General features: G+C 24.5%; 14 protein-coding genes and 1 riboswitch. Of the genes, 13 read left to right on the top strand and 1 reads right to left on the bottom strand.

Translation table 4 applies throughout. The features are described 5' to 3' along the window. The first annotated feature begins 19 nt into the window (after window positions 1–19). From EXC57_RS01660 to ribH, 5 genes are all read left to right on the top strand, one after another. The gene (locus EXC57_RS01660) at window positions 20–2860 is read left to right on the top strand and encodes a cation-translocating P-type ATPase (protein ID WP_129692549.1); all 2841 of its coding nucleotides are present in this window, start codon (window positions 20–22) and stop codon (window positions 2858–2860) included. A gap of 149 nt (window positions 2861–3009) precedes the next feature. Continuing rightward, window positions 3010–3124, top strand: a riboswitch (FMN riboswitch). A gap of 83 nt (window positions 3125–3207) precedes the next feature. Next, complete coding sequence (ribD, locus tag EXC57_RS01665; protein WP_040538270.1) at window positions 3208–4296, top strand: bifunctional diaminohydroxyphosphoribosylaminopyrimidine deaminase/5-amino-6-(5-phosphoribosylamino)uracil reductase RibD; 1089 nt, start codon at window positions 3208–3210, stop codon at window positions 4294–4296. Next, a complete protein-coding gene (locus EXC57_RS01670) occupies window positions 4296–4925 on the top strand; it encodes a riboflavin synthase (protein ID WP_004025097.1) in 630 nt (209 codons plus the stop codon). The genes ribD and EXC57_RS01670 overlap by 1 nt, the downstream gene beginning before the upstream one ends. Window positions 4926–4937: 12 nt before the next feature. After that, window positions 4938–5558, top strand: coding sequence for a 3,4-dihydroxy-2-butanone-4-phosphate synthase (gene ribB, locus EXC57_RS01675; RefSeq protein WP_004025096.1), 621 nt, complete (start codon window positions 4938–4940; stop codon window positions 5556–5558). Window positions 5559–5576: 18 nt separating this feature from the next. Then, entirely contained in the window at window positions 5577–6041 is a 465-nt protein-coding gene (gene ribH / locus EXC57_RS01680) for a 6,7-dimethyl-8-ribityllumazine synthase (protein ID WP_004025095.1), read from the top strand. 278 nt (window positions 6042–6319) lie between these two features. On the opposite strand, the gene EXC57_RS01685 is transcribed toward ribH, so the two are convergent. Continuing rightward, the gene (locus tag EXC57_RS01685; RefSeq protein WP_004025094.1) at window positions 6320–7135 is read right to left on the bottom strand and encodes an HAD family hydrolase; all 816 of its coding nucleotides are present in this window, start codon (window positions 7133–7135) and stop codon (window positions 6320–6322) included. Between the two features lie 184 nt (window positions 7136–7319). Here EXC57_RS01685 and EXC57_RS01690 point away from each other — a divergent pair, with 184 nt between their 5' ends. The 8 genes from EXC57_RS01690 (at window position 7320) to EXC57_RS01725 (ending at window position 22396) form a co-directional block, all read left to right on the top strand. Further along, window positions 7320–9884 carry a P116 family lipid acquisition surface protein gene (locus EXC57_RS01690; protein ID WP_004025093.1) on the top strand — a complete coding sequence of 855 codons (2565 nt, stop codon included), beginning with the start codon at window positions 7320–7322 and terminating at the stop codon, window positions 9882–9884. A gap of 61 nt (window positions 9885–9945) precedes the next feature. After that, a complete protein-coding gene (locus tag EXC57_RS01695; RefSeq protein WP_004025466.1) occupies window positions 9946–11952 on the top strand; it encodes an alpha/beta hydrolase family protein in 2007 nt (668 codons plus the stop codon). Between the two features lie 205 nt (window positions 11953–12157). Next, a complete protein-coding gene (locus EXC57_RS01700) occupies window positions 12158–13090 on the top strand; it encodes a leucine-rich repeat protein (RefSeq protein ID WP_004025465.1) in 933 nt (310 codons plus the stop codon). Between the two features lie 333 nt (window positions 13091–13423). After that, entirely contained in the window at window positions 13424–13801 is a 378-nt protein-coding gene (locus tag EXC57_RS01705) for a hypothetical protein (protein ID WP_004025464.1), read from the top strand. A gap of 17 nt (window positions 13802–13818) precedes the next feature. Then, window positions 13819–14193 carry a hypothetical protein gene (locus tag EXC57_RS01710; protein ID WP_004025463.1) on the top strand — a complete coding sequence of 125 codons (375 nt, stop codon included), beginning with the start codon at window positions 13819–13821 and terminating at the stop codon, window positions 14191–14193. A gap of 3 nt (window positions 14194–14196) precedes the next feature. Next, window positions 14197–14550, top strand: coding sequence for a hypothetical protein (locus EXC57_RS01715; protein WP_004025462.1), 354 nt, complete (start codon window positions 14197–14199; stop codon window positions 14548–14550). A gap of 1 nt (window position 14551) precedes the next feature. Further along, a complete protein-coding gene (uvrA, locus tag EXC57_RS01720; RefSeq protein ID WP_004025461.1) occupies window positions 14552–17398 on the top strand; it encodes an excinuclease ABC subunit UvrA in 2847 nt (948 codons plus the stop codon). A gap of 117 nt (window positions 17399–17515) precedes the next feature. Then, window positions 17516–22396 (top strand): ABC transporter permease, encoded by a 4881-nt coding sequence (locus EXC57_RS01725; protein ID WP_004025460.1) that lies wholly within the window; start codon window positions 17516–17518, stop codon window positions 22394–22396. Window positions 22397–22656: the final 260 nt, after the last annotated feature.

A 22656-nucleotide genomic window follows, 5' to 3' on the forward strand; every position in this document is an offset into this window, starting at 1 on the left:
TTTAGGTTTAAGAAAGAAAATGAATAAAAATTTATCAGAAGCCCAGTCCAAATTAACATCTGATTTTGAGAAGGGTTTAACCTCACAAGAGGTTGCTAAAAGGATCAAAACTTTTGGGTATAACAAATTAAAAGAAAAAAAACAACATACTTTTTTTATGAAATTTATAAACCAATTTTATGATCCTTTACTATTATTATTAATTGTTGCAGCAATTATTTCTTATGTAGTTGCTGGTCTAAATTCAAGAAAACAGCACTTTGAACCTATCGAAGTAATAGTTGAATGAGTTGAACCATCTGTAATACTTTTAATAGTATTTATAAATGCTTTATTTGGTGCCATTCAAGAAGCAAAAGCTGAAAAAGCTATGGAAGCACTCAACAAGATGACCACCCCTATAACCAAAGTTATTAGAGATGGTAATTTTGATCAGATAAGTTCTATAGAAGTTGTTCCAGGGGATATTGTCATAATAGAAGCTGGAGATACAATACCAGCAGATGGAATTATTATTGAAAATAATTCATTAAAAGTTATCGAATCTGTTCTAACTGGTGAATCTATTGCAATAGAAAAAAATGAAGATTTTGTATATGATGATAAAACACCAATTGGAGATAGATTAAATTATGTTTATTCTGGTACTAGTGTAATAAATGGTAGAGCAACTATTTTAGTTACAAATACTGGGATGAATACTGAAATTGGTAAGATTGCAAGTTTGCTTAATGAAAATGATGGAGGACTTTCTCCTTTAGAAAAAAGAATATCAAGTCTTGGTAAAAAACTTACATATATAGCAATGTTCTTTTTGGTTTTAGTTTTTATTTTATATGTTACATATGTAAATGATCCAAGTCTTATTAGTGAAACTTGATCTAATGGATTTAAAGTTGCTGTTTCAATAGCAATATCTGTTATTCCAGAAGGTCTTTTAGCTATTTTGACTGTTATTTTAGCACTTGGTGTTAAAAGAATGGCTAAGCAAAATGCTTTAATTAAAAAATTATCTTCAGTTGAAACTTTAGGTAGTGCTAGTGTAATTTGTTCTGATAAAACAGGGACACTAACACAAAATAAAATGACTATTGTAGAAGTGTTTACAAATAAAAAGTCATTTAAAGAATTTGATAGCAAAGAAGTTAAACAGTTGATTGAATATGGGATGCTTTGTAATGATACAAAGATTGATGAAAATGAATTAATTGGGGACCCAACAGAAACATCAATTGTTAAAGCTGGAATTGATAATGGTATAGAAGTAAATAGTTTATTAAAAAAATATCCAAGAGTTGAAGAACTTCCTTTTGATTCAGATAGAAAACTTATGTCAACTATTCATAAAGTTAGTGATGGTTATCTTGTTGTAACAAAAGGAGCAGTAGATAATTTATTCTCTATTTGTAAAAATAAAGAATCTATTAAAGAATATGAAAAGCAAAATGAAATCATGAGTAATAAAGCTCTTAGGGTTTTAGGTATTGCTATTAAAAAAATAAAATCAATTCCTAAAGATGTTACTTTTAAAACTATTGAAAAAGATTTACAACTTATTGGTCTATTAGGTATCATAGATCCGCCAAGAGAAGAGGTTAAACTTTCTATTCAAGAATGTTTAAAAGCTGGTATAAGGCCAATAATGATTACAGGTGATCATGCTAATACAGCTTCAGCTATTGCAAAAGAATTAAATATTTTATATAGTGATGAGCAAAAAACAATAACAGGTTCTGAATTAGAAAAAATGTCTGATGAAGAATTACAACAACACATTAAAGAATATAGCGTTTATGCTCGTGTATCTCCACAAGACAAAATAAGAGTTGTTAAAGCGTGACAAAAAAATGGTGATATAGTTGCCATGACTGGTGATGGTGTTAATGATGCACCAGCTCTTCAAGCTGCAGATATTGGTTGTGCTATGGGTATAACTGGTACTGAGGTTAGTAAGGGTGCAGCTGATATGATACTTGTAGATGATAATTTTTCTACAATTGTAGAAGCTGTAAAAGAGGGTAGAGGTGTTTTAGATAACATCAAAAGAATGATGTTGACATTATTTACAACGAATGTTTCTGAGTTGTTTACACTATTATTTGGAATGTTAATTTTTAGATTTAACCCTTTTAGTGCATTACAAATATTATGAATTAATTTGGTTACTGAAAGCTTCCCAGGGATTGCACTTGGAATGAAAAAAGCTGAAAGAGACGTTATGAGTTTTAAACCAAATTATAGTAATAACTTATTAGACAAAAAAATGGTTTTAAAAGTCTTGTCTCAAGGTTTATTGACCTTTGCACTTTGTACAGTTGGATTTTTCTTAGGTGCTGGTATGTTTGTTAACTTTAATTTTAGTCTTATTGTTCAATCATTACAGGCTTTCCATAAAACAACTGGTACAAGTAGAGAAATATTATTAAATATGCAAATGGCTGGATCAACTATGTTGTTTATTACACTATCTATATCTCAAGCATTCAATGCATTTAATATGTTTTCAAAACATAATATATGTACTTATAAATGAGATGATATTAAATATGTTTTTTATGCATTTGGAATTTCAACATTTTTTATATTGTTAGTCTTATTGGTTCCTAAAATGAATGAAGTATTTAATTTAAATCCATATGTATTTAGTGATGTTAAAATTATTACTCAAATTACTACAAGTGAAAATATAACAACTGTGGTTCAATCATCAACATCTATAAATTATTCATATTTTATAATTATTGCTTTTGTTTTTGCTTTTGTACAAACAATAATTATAGAATTATTGAAAATAATAAATAATTCAAATTGATATAGAAAAATTGTCAATAAAAGCAATTTCTTAAAAAAATGAAACTAATTTTATCATGAGTTTTATAAACTCATGATTTTTTATTTATTAGAAATATTTTATACATGTTATTTTAAAAAGAATTAAAAAAGAAAATTTAATAGATATTAACTTTTTGTTTTATCTAAATCAGTATATTTTTTATATAATATTTGAGAATAAATCTTCGGGGTTTGGTGTAATTCCATACCGGCGGTACAGCCCGCGAGCTAATTAGCATGATTTGGTGAAATTCCAAAGCCGACAGTAAAGTCTGGATGAGAGAAGATTATTTTTATACTTTTGTATTTTATAAAAATAATTGTTTTGACCTGAAAATTTGTTCAAAACAATTTTTTTATTTTCCAGAGGATAGTATGAAAGATATAGAATATATGAAAAAAGCTATTGAATTAGCATATCAAGGAGAAGGAAATGTAAATCCTAATCCAATGGTTGGTGCTGTTATTGTTAAAAATGACAAAATTATTGGTGAGGGTTTTCATGAATATTTTGGCAAAGAACATGCTGAAATTAATGCATTTAATAAATTGACTGAGTCTTGTGAAAATGCAACTATGTATGTAACACTAGAACCATGTTGTCATTTTGGTAAAACTCCACCTTGTGTTGATGAAATAATAAATAAGAAAATTAAAAGAGTTGTAATTGGCACATTAGACCCAAATCCATTGATGTCTGGAAAAAGTGTAGATATTTTAAAAAACAATAATATCGAAGTAGTTGTTGGTGTTTTAGAACAAGAATGTAAAAATTTAATTAAAGAATTTAGTCATTTTATTAAAAATAAAAAACCATTTATAACCCTAAAATATGCAATGACTATTGATGGTAAAGTTGCAACAAGAACAAACAAATCTAAATGAATTAGTAATGAAAAAGCTTTATTTTCAAACCGTGTTGATAGATATAAAAATACAGCTATAATGGTAGGAATAAACACGGTTTTAATTGATGATCCATTACTTACCACTAGAATAAAAAATAAACGTAATCCTATTAGAATAATTTGTGATACAAATTTAAGAATTCCTTTAACATCTAATATTGTTAAAACAGCAAATGAAGTTAAAACAATAGTTGCTACTTGTTGTGAAGATGTTGAAAAGGCAGAAAAATTATTAGAAAAAAACATTGCTATACTAAATATAAAAATGAAAAACAATCATTTAGATTTGAATGATTTAGTTGAAAAATTGGGAGCTATTGGAATAGATTCAATAATTCTTGAAGGTGCAAGAACATTAGCTTCAAATTTTATTGAAGAAAAATTAATTAATTATTTAAAGATTTATGTTTGCCCAAAAATATTTGGTGGAAAAGATGCTGTGTCTCCAATAGGTGGAATTGGTGTTGATGAACCATCAGATGCAATAAAAATAATTAATCAAAAAGTTTCAAGTATTGATGATGATGTCGTTATTGAGGGTGAGGTTGTTTACTAATGTTTACTGGAATAATTGAAGAAGTTGGAAAAATAAAAAAGATAACAAAAACAAGTTCTGGTATTTTATTAACTATTAGCGCAAATAAGGTTTTACAAGATTGTAAAATTGGAGATAGTATTGCTGTTAATGGTATTTGTTTAACTGTGACAAAATTTGATTCTAATTCATTTAGTGTTGATGTTATGAATGAAACAGTTAAAAAAACATCTCTTTCTAAATTATCACAAAATACTTGTCTAAATTTAGAAAGAGCAATGTTAATAAATTCTAGATTTGGTGGACATATTGTTTCTGGTCACATTGATGGAATAGGTACAATATGTGAGATTAAAAAAGATGGAATCGCATCAATTTTTAAAATTAATACTTCTAAAGAGATAACTAAATATATAATTAACAAAGGTTCTATTACAATTGATGGTATTAGTTTAACAGTTGTTGGGGTTAATGATGTTAGTTTTACTGTTTCAATAATTCCACACACAATGTTTGTAACTAATTTAGGACACAAAAAAGTTGGCGATATTGTTAATCTAGAAAATGACTGTATTGCTAAATATGTTGAAAAGATGCTTGATAATAAGCAAGAAAAACAATCTTTATTAGAAAAAATAAAAGAAATGTAGGAGGAATAAATAATGAATTTTAATAGTAAATTAAATAGTGTTGAAGAAGCAATTGCAGATATTAAAAAAGGAAAAATAATTATTGTTGTTGATGATGAAGACAGAGAAAATGAGGGAGATTTTATTTGTGCTGGTGAATTTGCAACACCAGAAAATATTAATTTTATAGCAACATATGGTAAGGGTTTAATTTGTTGTCCGGTTTCTAAAAAAATAGCAGACAAATTAAAATTAAATCAAATGGTTGCTGATAATACAGATAATCACCAAACAGCTTTTACAGTGTCTATTGACCACATAGATACATCAACAGGAATATCTGCTTTTGATAGAAGTATCACTGCAATTAAACTATGTGATGATAATGCAACAGCAAAAGATTTTAGAAGACCAGGACATATGTTTCCATTAGTTGCTAAAGATGGTGGTGTTCTTGTTAGAAATGGTCACACAGAAGCAACGGTGGATATTGTAAAACTAGCTGGTTTAAAAGAAGTTGGTATATGTTGCGAAATAATGGACGATGATGGAACAATGATGAAATATGATAAATTGTTAAAAAAAGCTAAAAAGTGAAAAATGAAAATGATTAGCATTAAACAATTACAAGATTATTTAGAATCAAAAAAATAAAATTATTAGGAGAAAAATATGAAATCATTTAGTGGAAAACTTTATTCAAATAATTTTAGAATAGCAATAGTTGTTTCAAGATTTAATGAATTTATAACTTCAAAATTATTATCTGGCGCTGTTGATGGACTTAAAAGAATGAATGTTAATGAACAAGATATAAGTATTGCTTATGTTCCGGGTGCATTTGAAATTCCTTTAATAGCAAAAAAATTAGCTAAAACAAATAGATTTGATGCTGTTATTTGTCTTGGTGCTGTAATTAGAGGAAGTACATCTCATTATGATTTTGTATGTAGTGAGGTAAGTAAAGGAATTTCAAATGTAATGCTTGAAAACGAAATACCTGTTATTTTTGGTGTTTTAACAACTGATACAATAGAACAAGCCATTGAACGTGCTGGAACAAAAAGTGGAAACAAAGGTTTTGAAGCAGCTCAAAGTGCAATTGAAATGATTAGCTTGATTAAATCAATTAATTAATAAACTTATATATAAAGTACTTTATTTTAAAATGAAACTTGAAAAATGAAGTTTCATTTTTTTATTTTTTAAACAAAATAAATTTAATATATTGTTCTATTTTTTGTTATTTTTTTATTAATATACAAAAATTTTATATTTACAAAATCAATATTTAAATACTTAAAAATCAAAGATTAGTTATTAATAATTAAATTGTTAAAAATAAAAAAGACAATAATTCTTTTTTAAAAAAAAATAAATTATTGTCCAATTTTAAATGTATATATTCTTTTAAATTAAATAAAATTCTTTTCTATGAAATTGTAAATACCATCATTATTGTTATCATCAGTAATAAAATTAGAAACATCTTTTGTGTTTTTGCAAGCATTACCCATAGCAACACCTATTCCTGATTTATCAATCATTTCTACATCATTTTCAGCATCACCAAAAGCTAATACATTTTCCATTTTTAAACCATATTTTTTAATAGCTATTTCAATTGCTTTAGCTTTATTAACATTTTCATGCATATATTCAAATAAGAATTTTCCAGTTTGAACTGGTTTACCATGATAGTGTTTGCTATTTAGAGTTAAACTTCTTTCAATAACGTTACTCATATTTGTTTCTTTTGTAATTATCATAAGTTTTGGTTTTGGTTCTTTTAAATAACTATCAAAATTAGTTATTATATATGGCATATCATCATATTTTGAAAGTATACTTACAAATTTATCTTCTTTTGGAAAATATAAAAAACCTTTATCTGGAACTGCAAAATTAACTTCCATATCTTTAAAATGATCAATGATATCTTTAATAGCTAATTCACTTAAAAAATAAGTATTTTCTATTTTGTTATTTTTTAAATATATAATTTGTCCACCACTAAAACCAATAATAATATCAACATAACTTATGATTCCTCATTTCATAGCTAAGTTTTTTATAGTGTTTGGTTCTCTTCCACTACAAAGAGCAAAAAGTAAACCTTTGTTTTTGATTTTTTGAATTGCTTTTATTGTATTTGGTGATACTTGTTTGTTATCATCAATAAATGTTCCATCAATATCTGATACAACAATTTTAATTTTGTTCATTTTCATAATTGCTCCAAGGCTATAAAATTTCTACACTATTCTTTATAAATTAATAATCTATAATTTATTAATTTTTTAAAAATATGATAAAAATATTTCTAATTTAAAATTTTTTGGAAATTTATATTTTTATATGATTTTTATTTTTTGTTATAATTATTACATACGATAATGGAGTAAATTGATATTTATGATGTTTAAAAAGACACTAATTACAACAATATTAGGGTCTACCATGTTGGCAGGTTCTATTACAGGTTTTGTATCTTGTTCTCAACAAGTTAAATCAAATCTAGCAAATGAAATATCAACAACACCATCGAATGATGATAAATCCCATAATATTGGATTTGATCAAAATATTTTTAATGATATAAATCTTGAAAAACCCAATTATCAACCAATTGATTCAAATGAATATAAATTATTAATGAACTTTGATGATTTTAATAAGAATTTCACTTTTGATACTGTAAATATTTTAGAAGATGGACTTAAAACTGACATAGCAAATTATGTTTATAATATGTGAGTATCTTCTGATAAAAAACTTGAAATTAAGTTATTTAAAGATTTTGCATACAAATATGATAAAGAAAATAAAACTATTTCTTTTGAAATTAGTCTTGTTGTTACAAACAAAACTAACAATGTAAAATATTTTAGTTTTTCTGGTAAAGATTACTATGTGCCAGAAAATCATTCAAGTAACTTAAATATTAAAGTTGATAGTCAAAAAGTGAATTTTTATTTTATTGAATCAAACTCAACAAATAAAGAACTTGGATGAAAAGTTGATAATGTCCAAATAAATTTTTTAGATCAAAAATCAACAGTTAATAATTTTAGTTTAGCTTTACCAAATGTTGGATTACATTCTTTACCTTATTCAATAAATGGTGTCACAAGTAAAAATAATTATCTTGATGCTGAAAAGGAATGAGATAAATATTATTTTGATCAAAATCAATATAGAACATACCTTGAAAATTATTTAATGGACACAACTAAAATGTCAATTGGTCTAATAGGTAGTTCTGGTAATCTTTTGAATAGTATTGCAAACAATCCTTCACTTAAAGATTTTTTAAGTGGTGATGGTGGAAGTGAATTAATTAATTTATTAGTTTACTCTAATGTTATTGATAAAAACATTTCTGAATTTTTAAAAGATTTAATTAATCCTGAAGTTCCATTAACAATAGCCATTCAAAATAATGTTGATGCAATTGCTAAATTTGTAACAAACAATTTTGATAGTGATTTAGTTTCTGAAGACTTGATAAAAGATATTTTATCTATTATTTCGCCTAATATGTCTGAAAGCCAAAAAGAACAAATAGAATCATTATTATCTATAATTCCAGAAAATCTTTCTTTTATAAAAAATATTGTTAACTTAGTTTTTGAAAATAAAACATCATGAGATATTTTAGAATATGTACTTACAAATTACAGTCAAAATATTGTAGACAATGTCGGTGAAATTACAAATAATAAAGATTTGGTTAATGACATTATTAAACTTTTACAAAGTTTAATAACTAAAAATGAATCTGGAACATATCAAGGTATATTAGATGTTCTTTCAAGTCAAAAAATTCTTTTAAAAAGTTTAATTAATGCTATTTTCAATTTATTTGGTATGGGAAATTCTTTTGGAACATTATTTGATGATCTTTATACAAATAATGACAAAATTACTGTTACTAATATACAAACAGCTTTAAGAGATTCAATTATTCCATTAACAAAATTTTTAGGTAGTTCATCAAATTATAAAATTGAAAATAGTTATATTAAAAATTTGAAGTTTAATGGTAATAAAATTTCATACGAATACCAAATTAAGTTTGTTTTCTCAACTAGTTTTAAATTTAATTTAAAACCAATTTATGCTCTTTTGCCAAATTCAATTAATTATAATAACATTCCAATTCCTGTTAGTTTAGTATTAACATATCTTCCAGAATGAATTGAATTTGGAGTAGATGATTCTATAAGTCTTACTTTTAAATCAGAAAATAATGAAGTTTATAAAACTCCAATTAAAAATGCTGATGGTAGTTACACAATGGGGTATACAATTCCTCAGAATGTTAAATTTGAAATGAATTTACCAAAAGCTGTTCAGTCGATTGTTGGTCAATATACATATCAAATTGCTTGAGTTAATACTTTGCCATGAGATTTCATTACTTCTTTTTTGAAAACACTTGTACTTAAAGACTATGAATTTTTTGACACTGTAAAATTGACTAATCCACAATATGTTATTAGTAATTATGAAGAAGAACAGTATATTTCAGATTACCATGTTAGTTGGAAAAATATAACAGCACAAGAAATAAATAATTTATTTAATTATGTTGATGCAGGCACTGGTAAGGGTAAAACATATCATGTTAAATCTAAACCAAGTCTTTGAAAATTTGAAGGAAATATTTCTGGTGATCAACCAACAATTAAACAGGAAAACTATCAAACAATTTTAAATAGTGTGTTGTCTTTTAGTAATTCTGTAAGTAATTTACCAGACAATTTAAAACCTGTTGTTTCAGTTGTTCCAGTAATAAATGGAAATATTAAAGCTTTTGGTTCAATTGCTTCAGCTGAGTTAACTTTAAAAACAATTAAAGTATCTGTCTTTTTTCCTTTTAAAATTTTGGACACAACTAATTGGGATCAAACAAGTAAATCTGGACAAGTAAGCTTTACAAATCTATTTACTAAAGAATTTCAATTTACAAAATAATTTTAGAACAACTTCTATAGTTGTTCTTTTTTTATTTATAATTTGTTAGGGTGTTATAGACATGAAACAAAATGTGAATTTAAATGATATTTTTAAACATAAATATATTTGCAAATCTAAATTAAACAATTCAAAAACTAAATTAGCTTTTCTAGTTGTAAATGCAAATAAAAAAGAAAATAAATATGATAGTAATTTGTTTATCATTGATATTAAAACAAAAGAAGTTAATCAGTTAACAAGTGATGGCAAGATCAATGATTTTTGTTGGGATAATAATGAAGAAATAATATTTGATGGAACTTATAGAAACAAAGAAATATTGTCTTTAATTGATAGGGGTGAGACCTGAAGTTCAATATATAAAATCAATATAAATCATGGGGAAGCAAAACATTATTTTGATGTTAAATTAAACATAGTATCAATTGATAAATTAAATAATCATAAATATATTTTTAAAGTAGTTTACAATCCATTTAAAAAAATAATAAATGACATAAGAAGTCCTGAAAAAGAAAAAATAAATTTCATCAATAATGAAAATAATGATTATTACATAATAAATAAAAGCCCTATAGCTATAAATGGCTTAGGTTATACAAATGATAAATATGTTCATTTATATTTATATTCTAAAAAAGATGACAATTATAAATGCTTAAACAAAAAAGAACAATTTTGTATTGACTATACAATTTACAATAACAAAATTCTTTTTATAACAAGTTCATTTAATGAATTTCTTATATCAAACAATGGTTTATATTTATACGATGATACAAGAGATGATATAAAATCTTTAATTATTGATAAAGACTTTAGAGTTCAATTTGCTAATTTAGTTGATGATAATGATGTTATATGTGGGATTGAAAAATACACAACTTTAAATAAAAACATAAATAGTAAACTGTATCATATCAATACTAAAAACTTAGAATGAAAATGCATAAATCAATTTGATTTTTCTTATGGAAACACAATATATAGTGATGTTTCTTATAATCAAAAGATTTACTCAAAAGTATTTAATAATTATATCTACTTATGTACCACAGAAAACTATTTTAACAACATTTATAAAATAAACAAAAATGGTGATGTATTTAAAGTTTTTGATACGAAAAATAATGGTTCAATTATTGATTTTGAAATAATAGATGAAAATAATTTAATTATTAATTTATCAAAAGATAACAACTTATATGAACTTTTTTTGTTTAATAATTCAAGTCTTGATTGCTTAACAGAATTTAATAAAAGTTATATTCAAAACAAAAATATATGTGATGTTAAAGTTTATACTTATAAAGAAATAAACAACATTAAATTTGATGGTTTTGTAATTTATCCATTAGAATATTGTGAAAATAAAAAATATCCAGTTATTCTTTTAATCCATGGTGGTCCAAAAATTGTTTATAGTAATCAATTTAATTTTGAAGCACAACTTTTAGCTTCGAATGGTTATTTTGTAGTTTGTTGTAATCCTAGAGGAAGTGATGGTAAAGGAAATAGTTTTTCAAACATTGTTGGGAAATTTGGTGTTTTAGACTATCTTGATATAATCGATTTTATTAATTGATTTAAAGATAAATTTAAAAACAATATAAATGAAAATAAAATTGGTGTTATTGGAAATTCTTATGGTGGGTATATGGTTAATTGAATTATTACTCATACAAATATTTTTAAAGCTGCAATCTCATGTAAAGGTATATCAAATTTAAAAACCATGTTTTTCACAAGTGATATTGGAAAAGAGTTTGTTTTTAAAATTTGTGGAACAAGCCCTTTTGAAAATAGCCAAAAAGTTGATTTTCATTCACCTATAAATTATTTAAATAATGTTAAAACTCCTACATTGTTTTTGCATCCAGAACTTGATTATCGATGCAATTTAAATGAATCTTTACAAATGTACAATGGTTTAAAATACAAAAACATTGAATCAAAATTAGTTATTTTCAAAAATGAAAATCACAATATTTTATCTGTAGGAAAACCTAATCATAAAATTAAGTGATATTCTGAAATTTTGAATTGATTAAAAAAACATCTATAGATTTTATATATAAATTTGAAACAAAAAATAGATCATAAATAAATTAAAAAATTATCATTTTGATTAATAAGTTTGATTATTTTTTAATTCATTTATGATAAAAATTAAAAAATAATTTTTAAAAAATTTTTTAACAAAAGTTTAATAGATTACATAATAGCGTTTTTTCATAATATAATATCACTATACTTTATAGGTGGTTGATATGGGAAAAAGAAAATTTTTAAAACCTTTATTTATTACTTTAGGTTGTGTTTTAGTTGTGGGAGTTGCTGGTTCTTTAATTTATTTAGATAGAATTCAAAGTAATACCCAAAATAAAAACCAATCTATAATTGATAACATTAGTTTCAATGAAGCATCAACTATTTTTGGAAAAGAAAATATAAGAATAAACGAAGAAGGCAAAGTTTCTATTTCAAAATTTATACCTCAAAAAAATGTTTCAACAGATGTTTTTGATACATTAGTACTTCCGTCAAAAATTGATGGGAAAGATGTTGTTTATTCAGAAGGTTATTATACTGAGTTAAATAGTTACTTTAAAAAGAATGGTACAGGATATGATAGTGAAAAAATTAAAAGTGTTAAAAAACTTTTAATTGCTGATAATAAAGCATTTACTAAGTTAAGACTTAAAAGTGATATATATAATGCTCCAAGTTTTCTTACAAGTTTAGAATATGTTGAAATTGGAAGTGGTGTTGAAATTGTTCCAGATGGATTTTTTAAAGGATTAAAATCAATAAAAACAGTTGATATTTCAACTTCTGTAAAAACTATTGGTGCTCAAGCTTTTTATGCTTGTAGTAGTTTAACTGAAATTAATTTTAAAGGTACAGATGAAAAAATTTGAATTGATTCAAGTGCTTTTGCAGGTTGTAAAAATTTAAAAACTATTAATTTTGCAAATATTAAAAAATTAAATTATGAAATTGCAAAATTACCCCCTGATAAAAAAAGTCTTTTATTTTGAAAATGATGATGACTATTTAATGGTTCTGGTAGTTCTGAAAATAAAATTACAATCACAACAACTCCTGAATTTAAATCTGAATTAGAAAGTGTACAAAAATATTTAGAAAATAATAAGCAAGATGTTAAGTTTGACAACATTAATTTTGATGTTAGAAAATAATTAGAAAAATATTAGAAAATAATTAGAAAAAAATAGTAGTTTTATTAGGTTAACTAAAAAATTCTATTATTGTAGAATTTACTTGTAGTTACCACCCATAACTATGTTTGTATGTTTTAAATAATACAAGCTTGCCTTAATTCATAGCTATAAATAATATTTATAGCTATTTTTATTTCATTTAGTTTTATATGCACATGTTTATTTCAAAATCATTTGATAAACAATTTGTAAGTTATTTAAATAATTAATATATGCAATTACTTTACAAATTTTTAAACTTAAACAATTAAAAATAAATATAATTATATAAAAATACTTGGTGCTTATAATATGAATTATTGCTACTTGTTTTTAAATCAAATAAATAATGATCCAATTAATAATTCAACAGGATATCTAGGACCACAAAGTTGAGTTTATTATTTAATTGGAGCAATATTTCTTGTTTTGGCAATTGTCTCTGGATTCTTTTGTTATAAATATAGAAATAGTAAAAGGGAATTTGAAAACATTGCAGATAGTTATCATTGATTTAAAAAATTTTGACTTCTTAATAGATTCACATTTTTATTCATGATAACTTTGATATTATTAATTTGTTCTGTAATATTTTTCTTAATGAATAGTGTTTTTTTAAATGGTAACCAAAATACAGATCAAAATGAATCTGTTAATATGATAACCTTTCTTTTAAATTGAAAAAAATAACAAATTTTGGGGTAAAAATGAAAATAATAGATATTATTAATGCAACTGAATCAACAACAAACACTATAGGAATACCTTTATGGTTACTAATACTAATTGGAATATTAGTAGTCATTTCTATAATTGCTGGAATATATAAAATTATTTCCTATAGAAAAATAAGTATTGTAAGTAAAAAGATGGATTATCTTTTAGAGGATTTAATATATAAATCAGAATTTGTAACTCCAACAGTTGAAGCACTTGTTAAGTTATCAAGTTATGTTGATCTTTTTGAAGCAGTAATTAAAAAGAATTCAGATTCTTTAATAACTTATGTATCAAACAATAAAGAAGCAGTTAAAAAATTCCAAAAGAAAATAAAAGACGTTATTGCAACAGATAAAAAATAATTTATGTCTTATTTAAAAAATGGAATTAAGCTAGCTGCTTTAGTTTATTTGTACAAACTAATTGATGATGACTCAAAAGTTGCCATTAAAAGTATTGTTAAAGATAAGGTTATAAAATACAAACCAAAATTAATGGAATTAATTGATTTAATTGATTCTTTTGATGAAGGTTTTGAAAATTTAAGAAATGAAGATTCAGAATTCAAAAAGAACTTTAATTTATTTGTTGATTCTTTAGATTCAATAAATAAAGAAGAAATTCAAAAAGATGTTGATGATGTAGCTGACATTGTTACAACTATTATGTCATCAAAAAGTAAAAGTAAATTAATTTCCACTAAGAAAAAGAAGGGTTAATATGAGTGTTAAAAGTATAAATACAAAAGATTATATTGTTGTTAAAGGTGCAAGAGAGAATAATTTAAAAAATATTGATATTACAATTCCAAAAGATAAATTTGTTGTTATTACTGGTTTAAGTGGAAGTGGTAAATCTTCATTAGCTTTTGACACAATTTATGCTGAGGGACAAAGAAGATATTTAGAATCTTTAAGTTCGTATGCAAGACAATTTTTAGGAGGAAATGAAAAACCAGATGTTGATTCAATTGATGGATTATCTCCATCAATTTCTATTGATCAAAAAACAACATCTCATAATCCTAGAAGTACAGTTGGAACAGTAACTGAAATATATGATTATTTAAGACTTTTATATGCAAGAATTGGAAAACCATATTGTAAAAATAGACATGGTTTGATTAAAACACTTTCAACTAAACAAATCGTTGATAATATTTTTAAATTTGATGATAACTCAAAAATACAAATTCTTTCTCCAATTGTTGTACAAGAAAAAGGTACTTTCAAAAACAAATTTGAAGAATTAAAAAGAATAGGTTTTTTGAGATTAAGAGTTGATAATAATATTTACTCTCTAGATGAAGAAATTGATTTAGATAAAAATAAAAAGCACACTATAGAAATAATTATAGATAGAGTTATTTTAAACAAAGATACACCAACAAGAAGTAGAATATATGAAGCTGTAGAAAAAGCATTAAAAGAATCTGATGGAAAGGTCACAGTTTTATGTAATGATGTTGAGCATAATTACAGTCAAACGCATGCATGTGATGTTTGTGGTTTCTCAATTCCTGAGCTTGAACCTAGATTATTTTCTTTTAACTCTCCTATTGGTGCTTGTAAGTACTGTAATGGATTAGGTTTTACATATGAACCAGATGAAGCAAAAATTTTTGTAAATAAAAATTTATCAATACATGAAGGTGGAATTGAATATTATAAAAATGTTATTGCAGATCCACCATATGATTTAAAAAAGATGATTGCCATGTGAGATCATTACAACATCGATATGTTTAAACCAATTAAGAATTTAACAAAACAAGAAATAAACATAATTTTATATGGGTCTGATGAACCTATAAGTTATTCAATAGAATTATCAAATGGTAAAAAAGTTGAGTCACAAGAATATATTGAAGGTGTTGCTAATTTAATTAAAAGAAGATATCATGAAACAACCAGTGAAGCAGCAAGAGAATTTTATTCAAAATTTATGTCAAATATTCCATGTAATATTTGTCATGGTAAAAAATTATCAGATGAAGCATTATCAGTAAAAATAAATGAAACTGATATTATAGAGCTTACTGAAAAAAACATTACATCTCTATCAAAATTCTTTTTAGAATTGTCATTAAATGAATCTGATCAAAAAATTGCAAATTTAGCTCTTAAAGAAATTGTTAATCGTTTATCTTTTTTAGAAAATGTTGGTTTAAGTTATTTAACTTTATCAAGAGCAGCATCTACTTTAAGTGGTGGTGAAAGTCAAAGAATAAGATTAGCAACTCAAATTGGGTCTTCTTTAACTGGTGTTTTATATGTGCTTGATGAACCATCAATTGGATTACACCAAAAAGATAATGAAAAACTTATTAGTACATTAAAAAATATGAGAGACCTTGGAAACACTTTAATAGTTGTAGAACATGATGAAGACACAATGATGGCTTCAGATCATTTAATTGATATAGGTCCAGGTGCTGGAATATATGGTGGTAGTGTTGTAGCACAAGGAACAGTTAAAGAAGTAATGGAAAATCCTGAATCTATTACTGGTAAATATTTATCTAAAAAACTAAAAATTGATGTACCAAAATCAAGACGTGGAGGAAATGGTAAAGTTATTGAAATAACTGGAGCAAGTGGAAATAATTTAAAAAATGTTGATGTTAAATTTCCGTTAGGTAAATTTATTGCAGTTACTGGTGTTAGTGGTAGTGGTAAATCAACTCTTGTTAATGAAACTTTAATAAAAGGTATTGAACAAAAAATATCAAATCCTTTTATTATTCCAAAACCTTTTAAAAAAATTAAAGGTACAGAATTTATTGACAAACTTGTAAAAGTTTCTCAAGACCCAATAGGAAGAACACCACGTAGTAATCCAGCAACATATGTTTCTGTATTTGATGACATAAGAGATTTATATACAAAAACAAAAGAATCTAAAGCTAGAGGTTATGATAAAGGAAGATTTTCTTTCAATGTTAAAGGTGGAAGATGTGAAAACTGTTGTGGTGATGGAGTTATAAAAATTGAAATGCACTTTTTACCAGATGTATATGTAAAATGTAATGAATGTGGTGGTAAAAAGTATAATGAAGAAACTTTACAAGTTCTATATAAAGGTAAATCAATTTATGATGTTTTAGAAATGAGTGTCGATGAAGCAATTGAATTCTTCTATGATAATCCACAAATTAAAAGAAAGCTTGATTTAATGCATGATGTTGGTTTGTCTTATTTAAAACTTGGCACACCATCAACACAATTATCTGGTGGTGAAGCACAAAGAATTAAATTGGCAAAATACTTACAGAAAAAACCAACTGGTAAAACTATTTATGTATTAGATGAACCAACTACAGGTTTACATGTTCATGATATTTCTAAATTGATAAATGTATTAAATTTTATTGTAGATCATGGAGACACTGTAATTGTTGTTGAACACAATTTGGATTTAATTAAGGTTGCAGATTATATTATTGACCTTGGTCCAGATGGTGGTGATAATGGAGGAAGAATTATAGCAACAGGTACACCAGAACAAATTATTCACAAAAAAGATGTTTCATATACGGGTGAATTTTTAGAAAAAATAATGAAATAAATATAGATTTACTTAGCGCTTAATTAAAATAAGTGCTAAGTTTTTTTTAATTAATAGATAGTTTATTCATTTATAATTATTTTTAAACCTTAATGTTTGTATAAAGGGATGATGTTTATGGTGCAATTAATTAAGCAAGTCTTATTATCATTTAAAAAATCAGTTCTTTTAATATTCTCGCTTGCTTTTATTTGTTTGTGTATCATAACAACAACTTTCAGTTTATTGTACCTTAATACCAACACACAAAACAGTATTAACAATTTAAATACTTATGGTAATTCAGCAAACCTTAATGTTGAACAAAGTTATGAATTAGAAAAACCTCAATATATTGTTGATAAGTATGCTATAGCTATTCCTACAAAAAAACTTGTACCAATTTCCAATTTAAAATATGTTAATGGTCAAAAAAATGTAATTTTCCCTTATTCAACATCTGATTTTTCAAATCCAAATGTTAACACAAGACCTTGAGAAAGAAAATTTGGAATCATGAAGTCAATTGGAGCGGGTCTTGTAAATGGAGTTTATCAACCAAATCAAATTGGGACAGCATTTTCTTCATGATATGGTCTTGGATGATCAATGAATGATCCAGATGGAAAACAAGTTTTTAATCCAAGTAACATCATATATGAAATGGATAGTCAAAATAATGTGAAAATGATTGGTTATTTTAATGAAAATACTGGTCAAGTAGATGATTCTTTTGTTTTGTATGAAGGGCATTATTCACCATCGAAAAGAGATTTTGATTCAACAGATACAAATAATGCAGTACCATCAACTAGCCCATTACATATTCTTTATAGCAATATATATAGAAAAGTTGAAACTTCAAAACTTGATTACAATTTAGTAAAGGTTTCTTCATTATCAGATTTGTATAATCTTTTGCTCACTAATGTTAATAAAGGGAGTGCACAAAATTTTTATTCAATAAAACTTGATACAGAAAAATTATCTAAATTACAAAAAAGCATTTTAAATGATTTGAATGAAACAGAACGAAACAAAATTTTATACAAACAAATTCTTATAAAAGATGAATGAGTAGACAATTATTTAAAAACTAACCCTAGTTTATCAAAAGAAAAAGTTATAGAACAATGGCTTATAACATTAGCTGATCAAGAATCAGATAAACTACTTAATTTTTTTCAAGAAAAAGCTATATTATATTCACAACACTTTTTAGATATTAATGGAATTCAATCACAAGAAGAATCATCATTTAGTATAACAGATTCAGAATCAACATTTGAATATCTGGTTTCAAGAAAAGAAAATAACAAAATAAACAATATTGTTTATGATGAAGGTAGTAGACTTGAAGATAGTAATAGCTATCTAAGTTTTGCAAATAGATATAATGAAGTTTACACTTCAACAGATAATAAAAAATATCTTAAAAATTTATTAATTTTAATGTTATCAAGTACACCAACTACAGGGGAAGAAATACTACCTTATATTAAATTAAAAATAAAATCTATCCTTGAAAGTATTGAAAGGGGTGAAGCTGTAGATATTGGTGACTATAATGAAATATTTGCAATTTATGAACCTGAAATAAATAAAGATATTTTTTATAAAACAGATAAACAAAAAATAGATTTAAATTTTATTTTTCAAGGTAGTATATCACCAACAGGTCTTGTATCTTCTAATATATTAAGTGTCTATACACCTTATGGTTTTTCAACAGTTGTTCCATCAGTTTTTTTAAAAGCTAATAATAAAGAGTATTTACCTGAAAGTGAATGAAATAATTTAATTGCTAGATGAAATGATATGTTAAATTCCTGAAAGAATTTTAATTTAGTAATTGATGATAACCGAACTTTAAATAATTTAGAAACTTTTAGTAAAGATTTTAAAAAATGAATTTCAAATTTAGATAGTAAGTATACTATTACTGTAAATACCATGAAGTTTGTTATTATAGGTACAGGTTTAAGTCCTGAAATGGCATATCCTTCAACTTCAATAGAAAGTTTAATTATTAATCCTAAAAATCAAATGTTAATTTATGCCAACTTACAAGGGTATGAATCTATACTATCTACTAATTCTGGTTTATTTCAAAATAAATATTTTGCTTCAAGAATAAAACCATCATCAACTTTATTTGGTACAAAAGTTTTAGATAAAAAACTTGTTGCAAAACTTAACAACTTTTACAAAGAAAATTTTAATAGTAAAGCAACAAACAATTTAGTTTACTTAAATCATGATTTTGAGTCCAGTCAAAGTATTTTATCATTTAGAATTTATTTGCCTAAATCTATAACTTTATATGTATCAACAGTTGCAGTAGTTGTTATTATAGTTTTGATAATAATTGGATTGTATTTGTCATACTTATTGTTAAAAACATATATAAACAAAAATATTGTTCAATTATCCATCATTAAAGCAAATGGTTTTTCAACTTTTAAAATTTGTAGTGCTTTATCACTATTTGGACTATTTGTTTCAATAATATCTGGAAGTGTTGGATATGTTTTAGCTTGATATTTACAAGGAGTGTTTTATTCAGCAATATCACCTTTCTGATATATCACTGTTAAATTTTTAAAATTTTCTTTATTAGGGTTTGTTGGTGGGTCATTTATAATTTTTGTTACTTTCTTTATATTTACTTACTTTATTATTTCTTATACTTTTAAAACACCAATTAATGAATTAATTTCTAGAAATGTTGAAACTAAAGCAACAAGAATTTTAAACCTTTTAAAAAATAATGTTATTAAAGTTAATCCATTATTAAAGTTTAGATTAAGTTTATCTTTTAGTAATTTTTCAAGATTTGTTTTCTACACATTGTTATGTTCTTTTGGATTGGCATTAGTTACTGTTGGTTTTTCTTTACCTAACAAGTTTAATGAATCAATATATATGACAGAATTAAACAAGCAATATAAATACGATTTTAAATTTGTTACTCCAACAGAACAAAGTGGTTTATATAAATATCAAAAATATTCTGATTTGGGTTTTACTGATTTGGATAAAGGTATTTATCCTTTATATCCTGGAAAGATAACATGAAATCAAAGAACAATAGATTATGCACCAATAACCAATTATCCATCACCATATCAACTTGAATCTTTGAAGGTTTTAGATCCAGTTACTGGAAAGCAAAAGCAGGAAAATGGAAATAATTTATATTATGGTAATCTTTTATTACCATCATATGTTGCAAAATTATCATTGGAAAAAGATCCATTCTTTGGTAAGAATGCAGTTTTTGCAAAATGGTTATTAGATATTAATATTGAAGAACTTGGTATTAAACTAAATCCTTGAGAAATAGTTAAATCATCTTTACCATCAGAAATTGTTTCAAGAGCAGAAACTCAAAACCAAAATTTTTTAAAACAAATATATGATTTTGCATCAGATCCTAAAAATGCCAAAATATATGAACTTCAAAAAAAGAATAATTTTATAATCTATAATAATTCAAATAACTCATATGAAATTGATAGTAAAAAAGTTGTAATGATATCAGGTGATGTTAATAAAATTAGATTTAATGATAACTTTTTAACTTTTATTGGATATGTTTATGGAAGTGAAGAATTAAGTAATAGTGATGTAAAAATATCTTATGGAATTATTCCTTATGAAGATAATGAAACTGAAGAAACATATACATATGTTGAAGTTGATGCATCAGCTCGTGGTAAAAGGTTTACAACTAAAATAACAGGAATTAAACAAAATTCTAAATTTATAAATTTAAAAGATAATAGTGGTAATGATATATCACATTCATTAATAGATAAAAGATATGAAAATCCAGTTGTTATCAATAATGGTGCTGCATACAAATATAAACTTAAAGTTGGTAGCAAAATTAATGTTACTATTAATAACTCATATTTTAGGTATAGTAGAAAATTATTAGATAATGCTGGAATTAAATATAATGATTCAAATGCTGAAAATATTGGTAACAAACAATATACTCTTACAGTTTCTGGAATTTCTTCAGATTCTGTAGGTGAAGAATTATATATTGATCAAGATTTAGCCAATATGATGGTTGGAATGACTATTAATGCAAAAGAGATTACAAATGGTGGAAGCATTATAAGTAACATTAGATTTGATAATAACAATAATGTTTATCCAATTAGAGTACCAACTGAGACTATAAACAAAATTAATTACAAACCATTTAATGGAATTTTTTCAAATAAAAAAGTTCCAATATTCTTGGATAGAAATATAAGTTTTTATTCAACTATTGGTATTTGACCAAATATTACAGTTCTTGATTCTAATTCTTTTTCACAATTTTGATCAGAACAATACAAAAATGGTGGTAATGGGGCAGATGCTAATTATGGGAATAGTTTTCCAAATTTAATTTATGAAATACTAACCACAAATAATAAACAAATAGTTAGTTTAGAAGATAGAGGAAAACTAATCAATTACTTAAAAAATAACTTTAATGATTTTGCTATTTTTGGAAATTTCATTATTAATAATTTTGGTCAAAATCCTATAGCAATTGCAATTGGTGATGTTAGTAGTTTTTTAAGTCAAATAGAAATATATAGTAGTTTATTTACAACAATTAGTATTATCCAAGGTATTGGTTTATCAATTTTTGTTCCATTAATTGTAATAATGATTTTAGTTATGACATCAATTATGATGAATGAATTTAAAAATATGATTGCTGTATTAAAAACACTTGGTTATTCAGATAAAGAAAATTTATTAAGTATTGTTATTACTTATTTACCAGTATTATTTTTAGCTTTGGTAATTGGTTTTGTTATTTTGTTTGTTTCTGTGTTAACCATTCAATTCACTTTATATAATGTGTCGTCAATATTTATATCAAGTACTATAAACTTGATTCCATACTTATATGGGGTATCTGGTATATTATCAATAATGATAATAAACTTCTTGTTTACAATTTTCTTATTAAAGAAAATGAATTTAAAAAAATCAATTGCACAATAAAAATTATTTATTTAAAGTACTAGAATTGAAAAAACTAGTACTTTTTTGTTTAACTTATCTATAACAGATCAATTAAATATTAATATTAGTTAATTTTTTATATCTATAGATTATTTTTTATGTTAAATTTATAAATATTAAAATAGGTGATTAAGGGGTATTGTTTTGCTTCAATTAATAAAACAGGTTTTAAAATCTTTTAAAAGTTCAATGTTATTAATTTTTGCACTGGTTTTTATTACCTTTTGTATTATATTAAG

Origin of the sequence: Malacoplasma iowae (genome assembly GCF_900660615.1) — a bacterium.
Lineage (GTDB): Bacteria > Bacillota_I > Bacilli_A > Mycoplasmatales > Mycoplasmoidaceae > Malacoplasma > Malacoplasma iowae.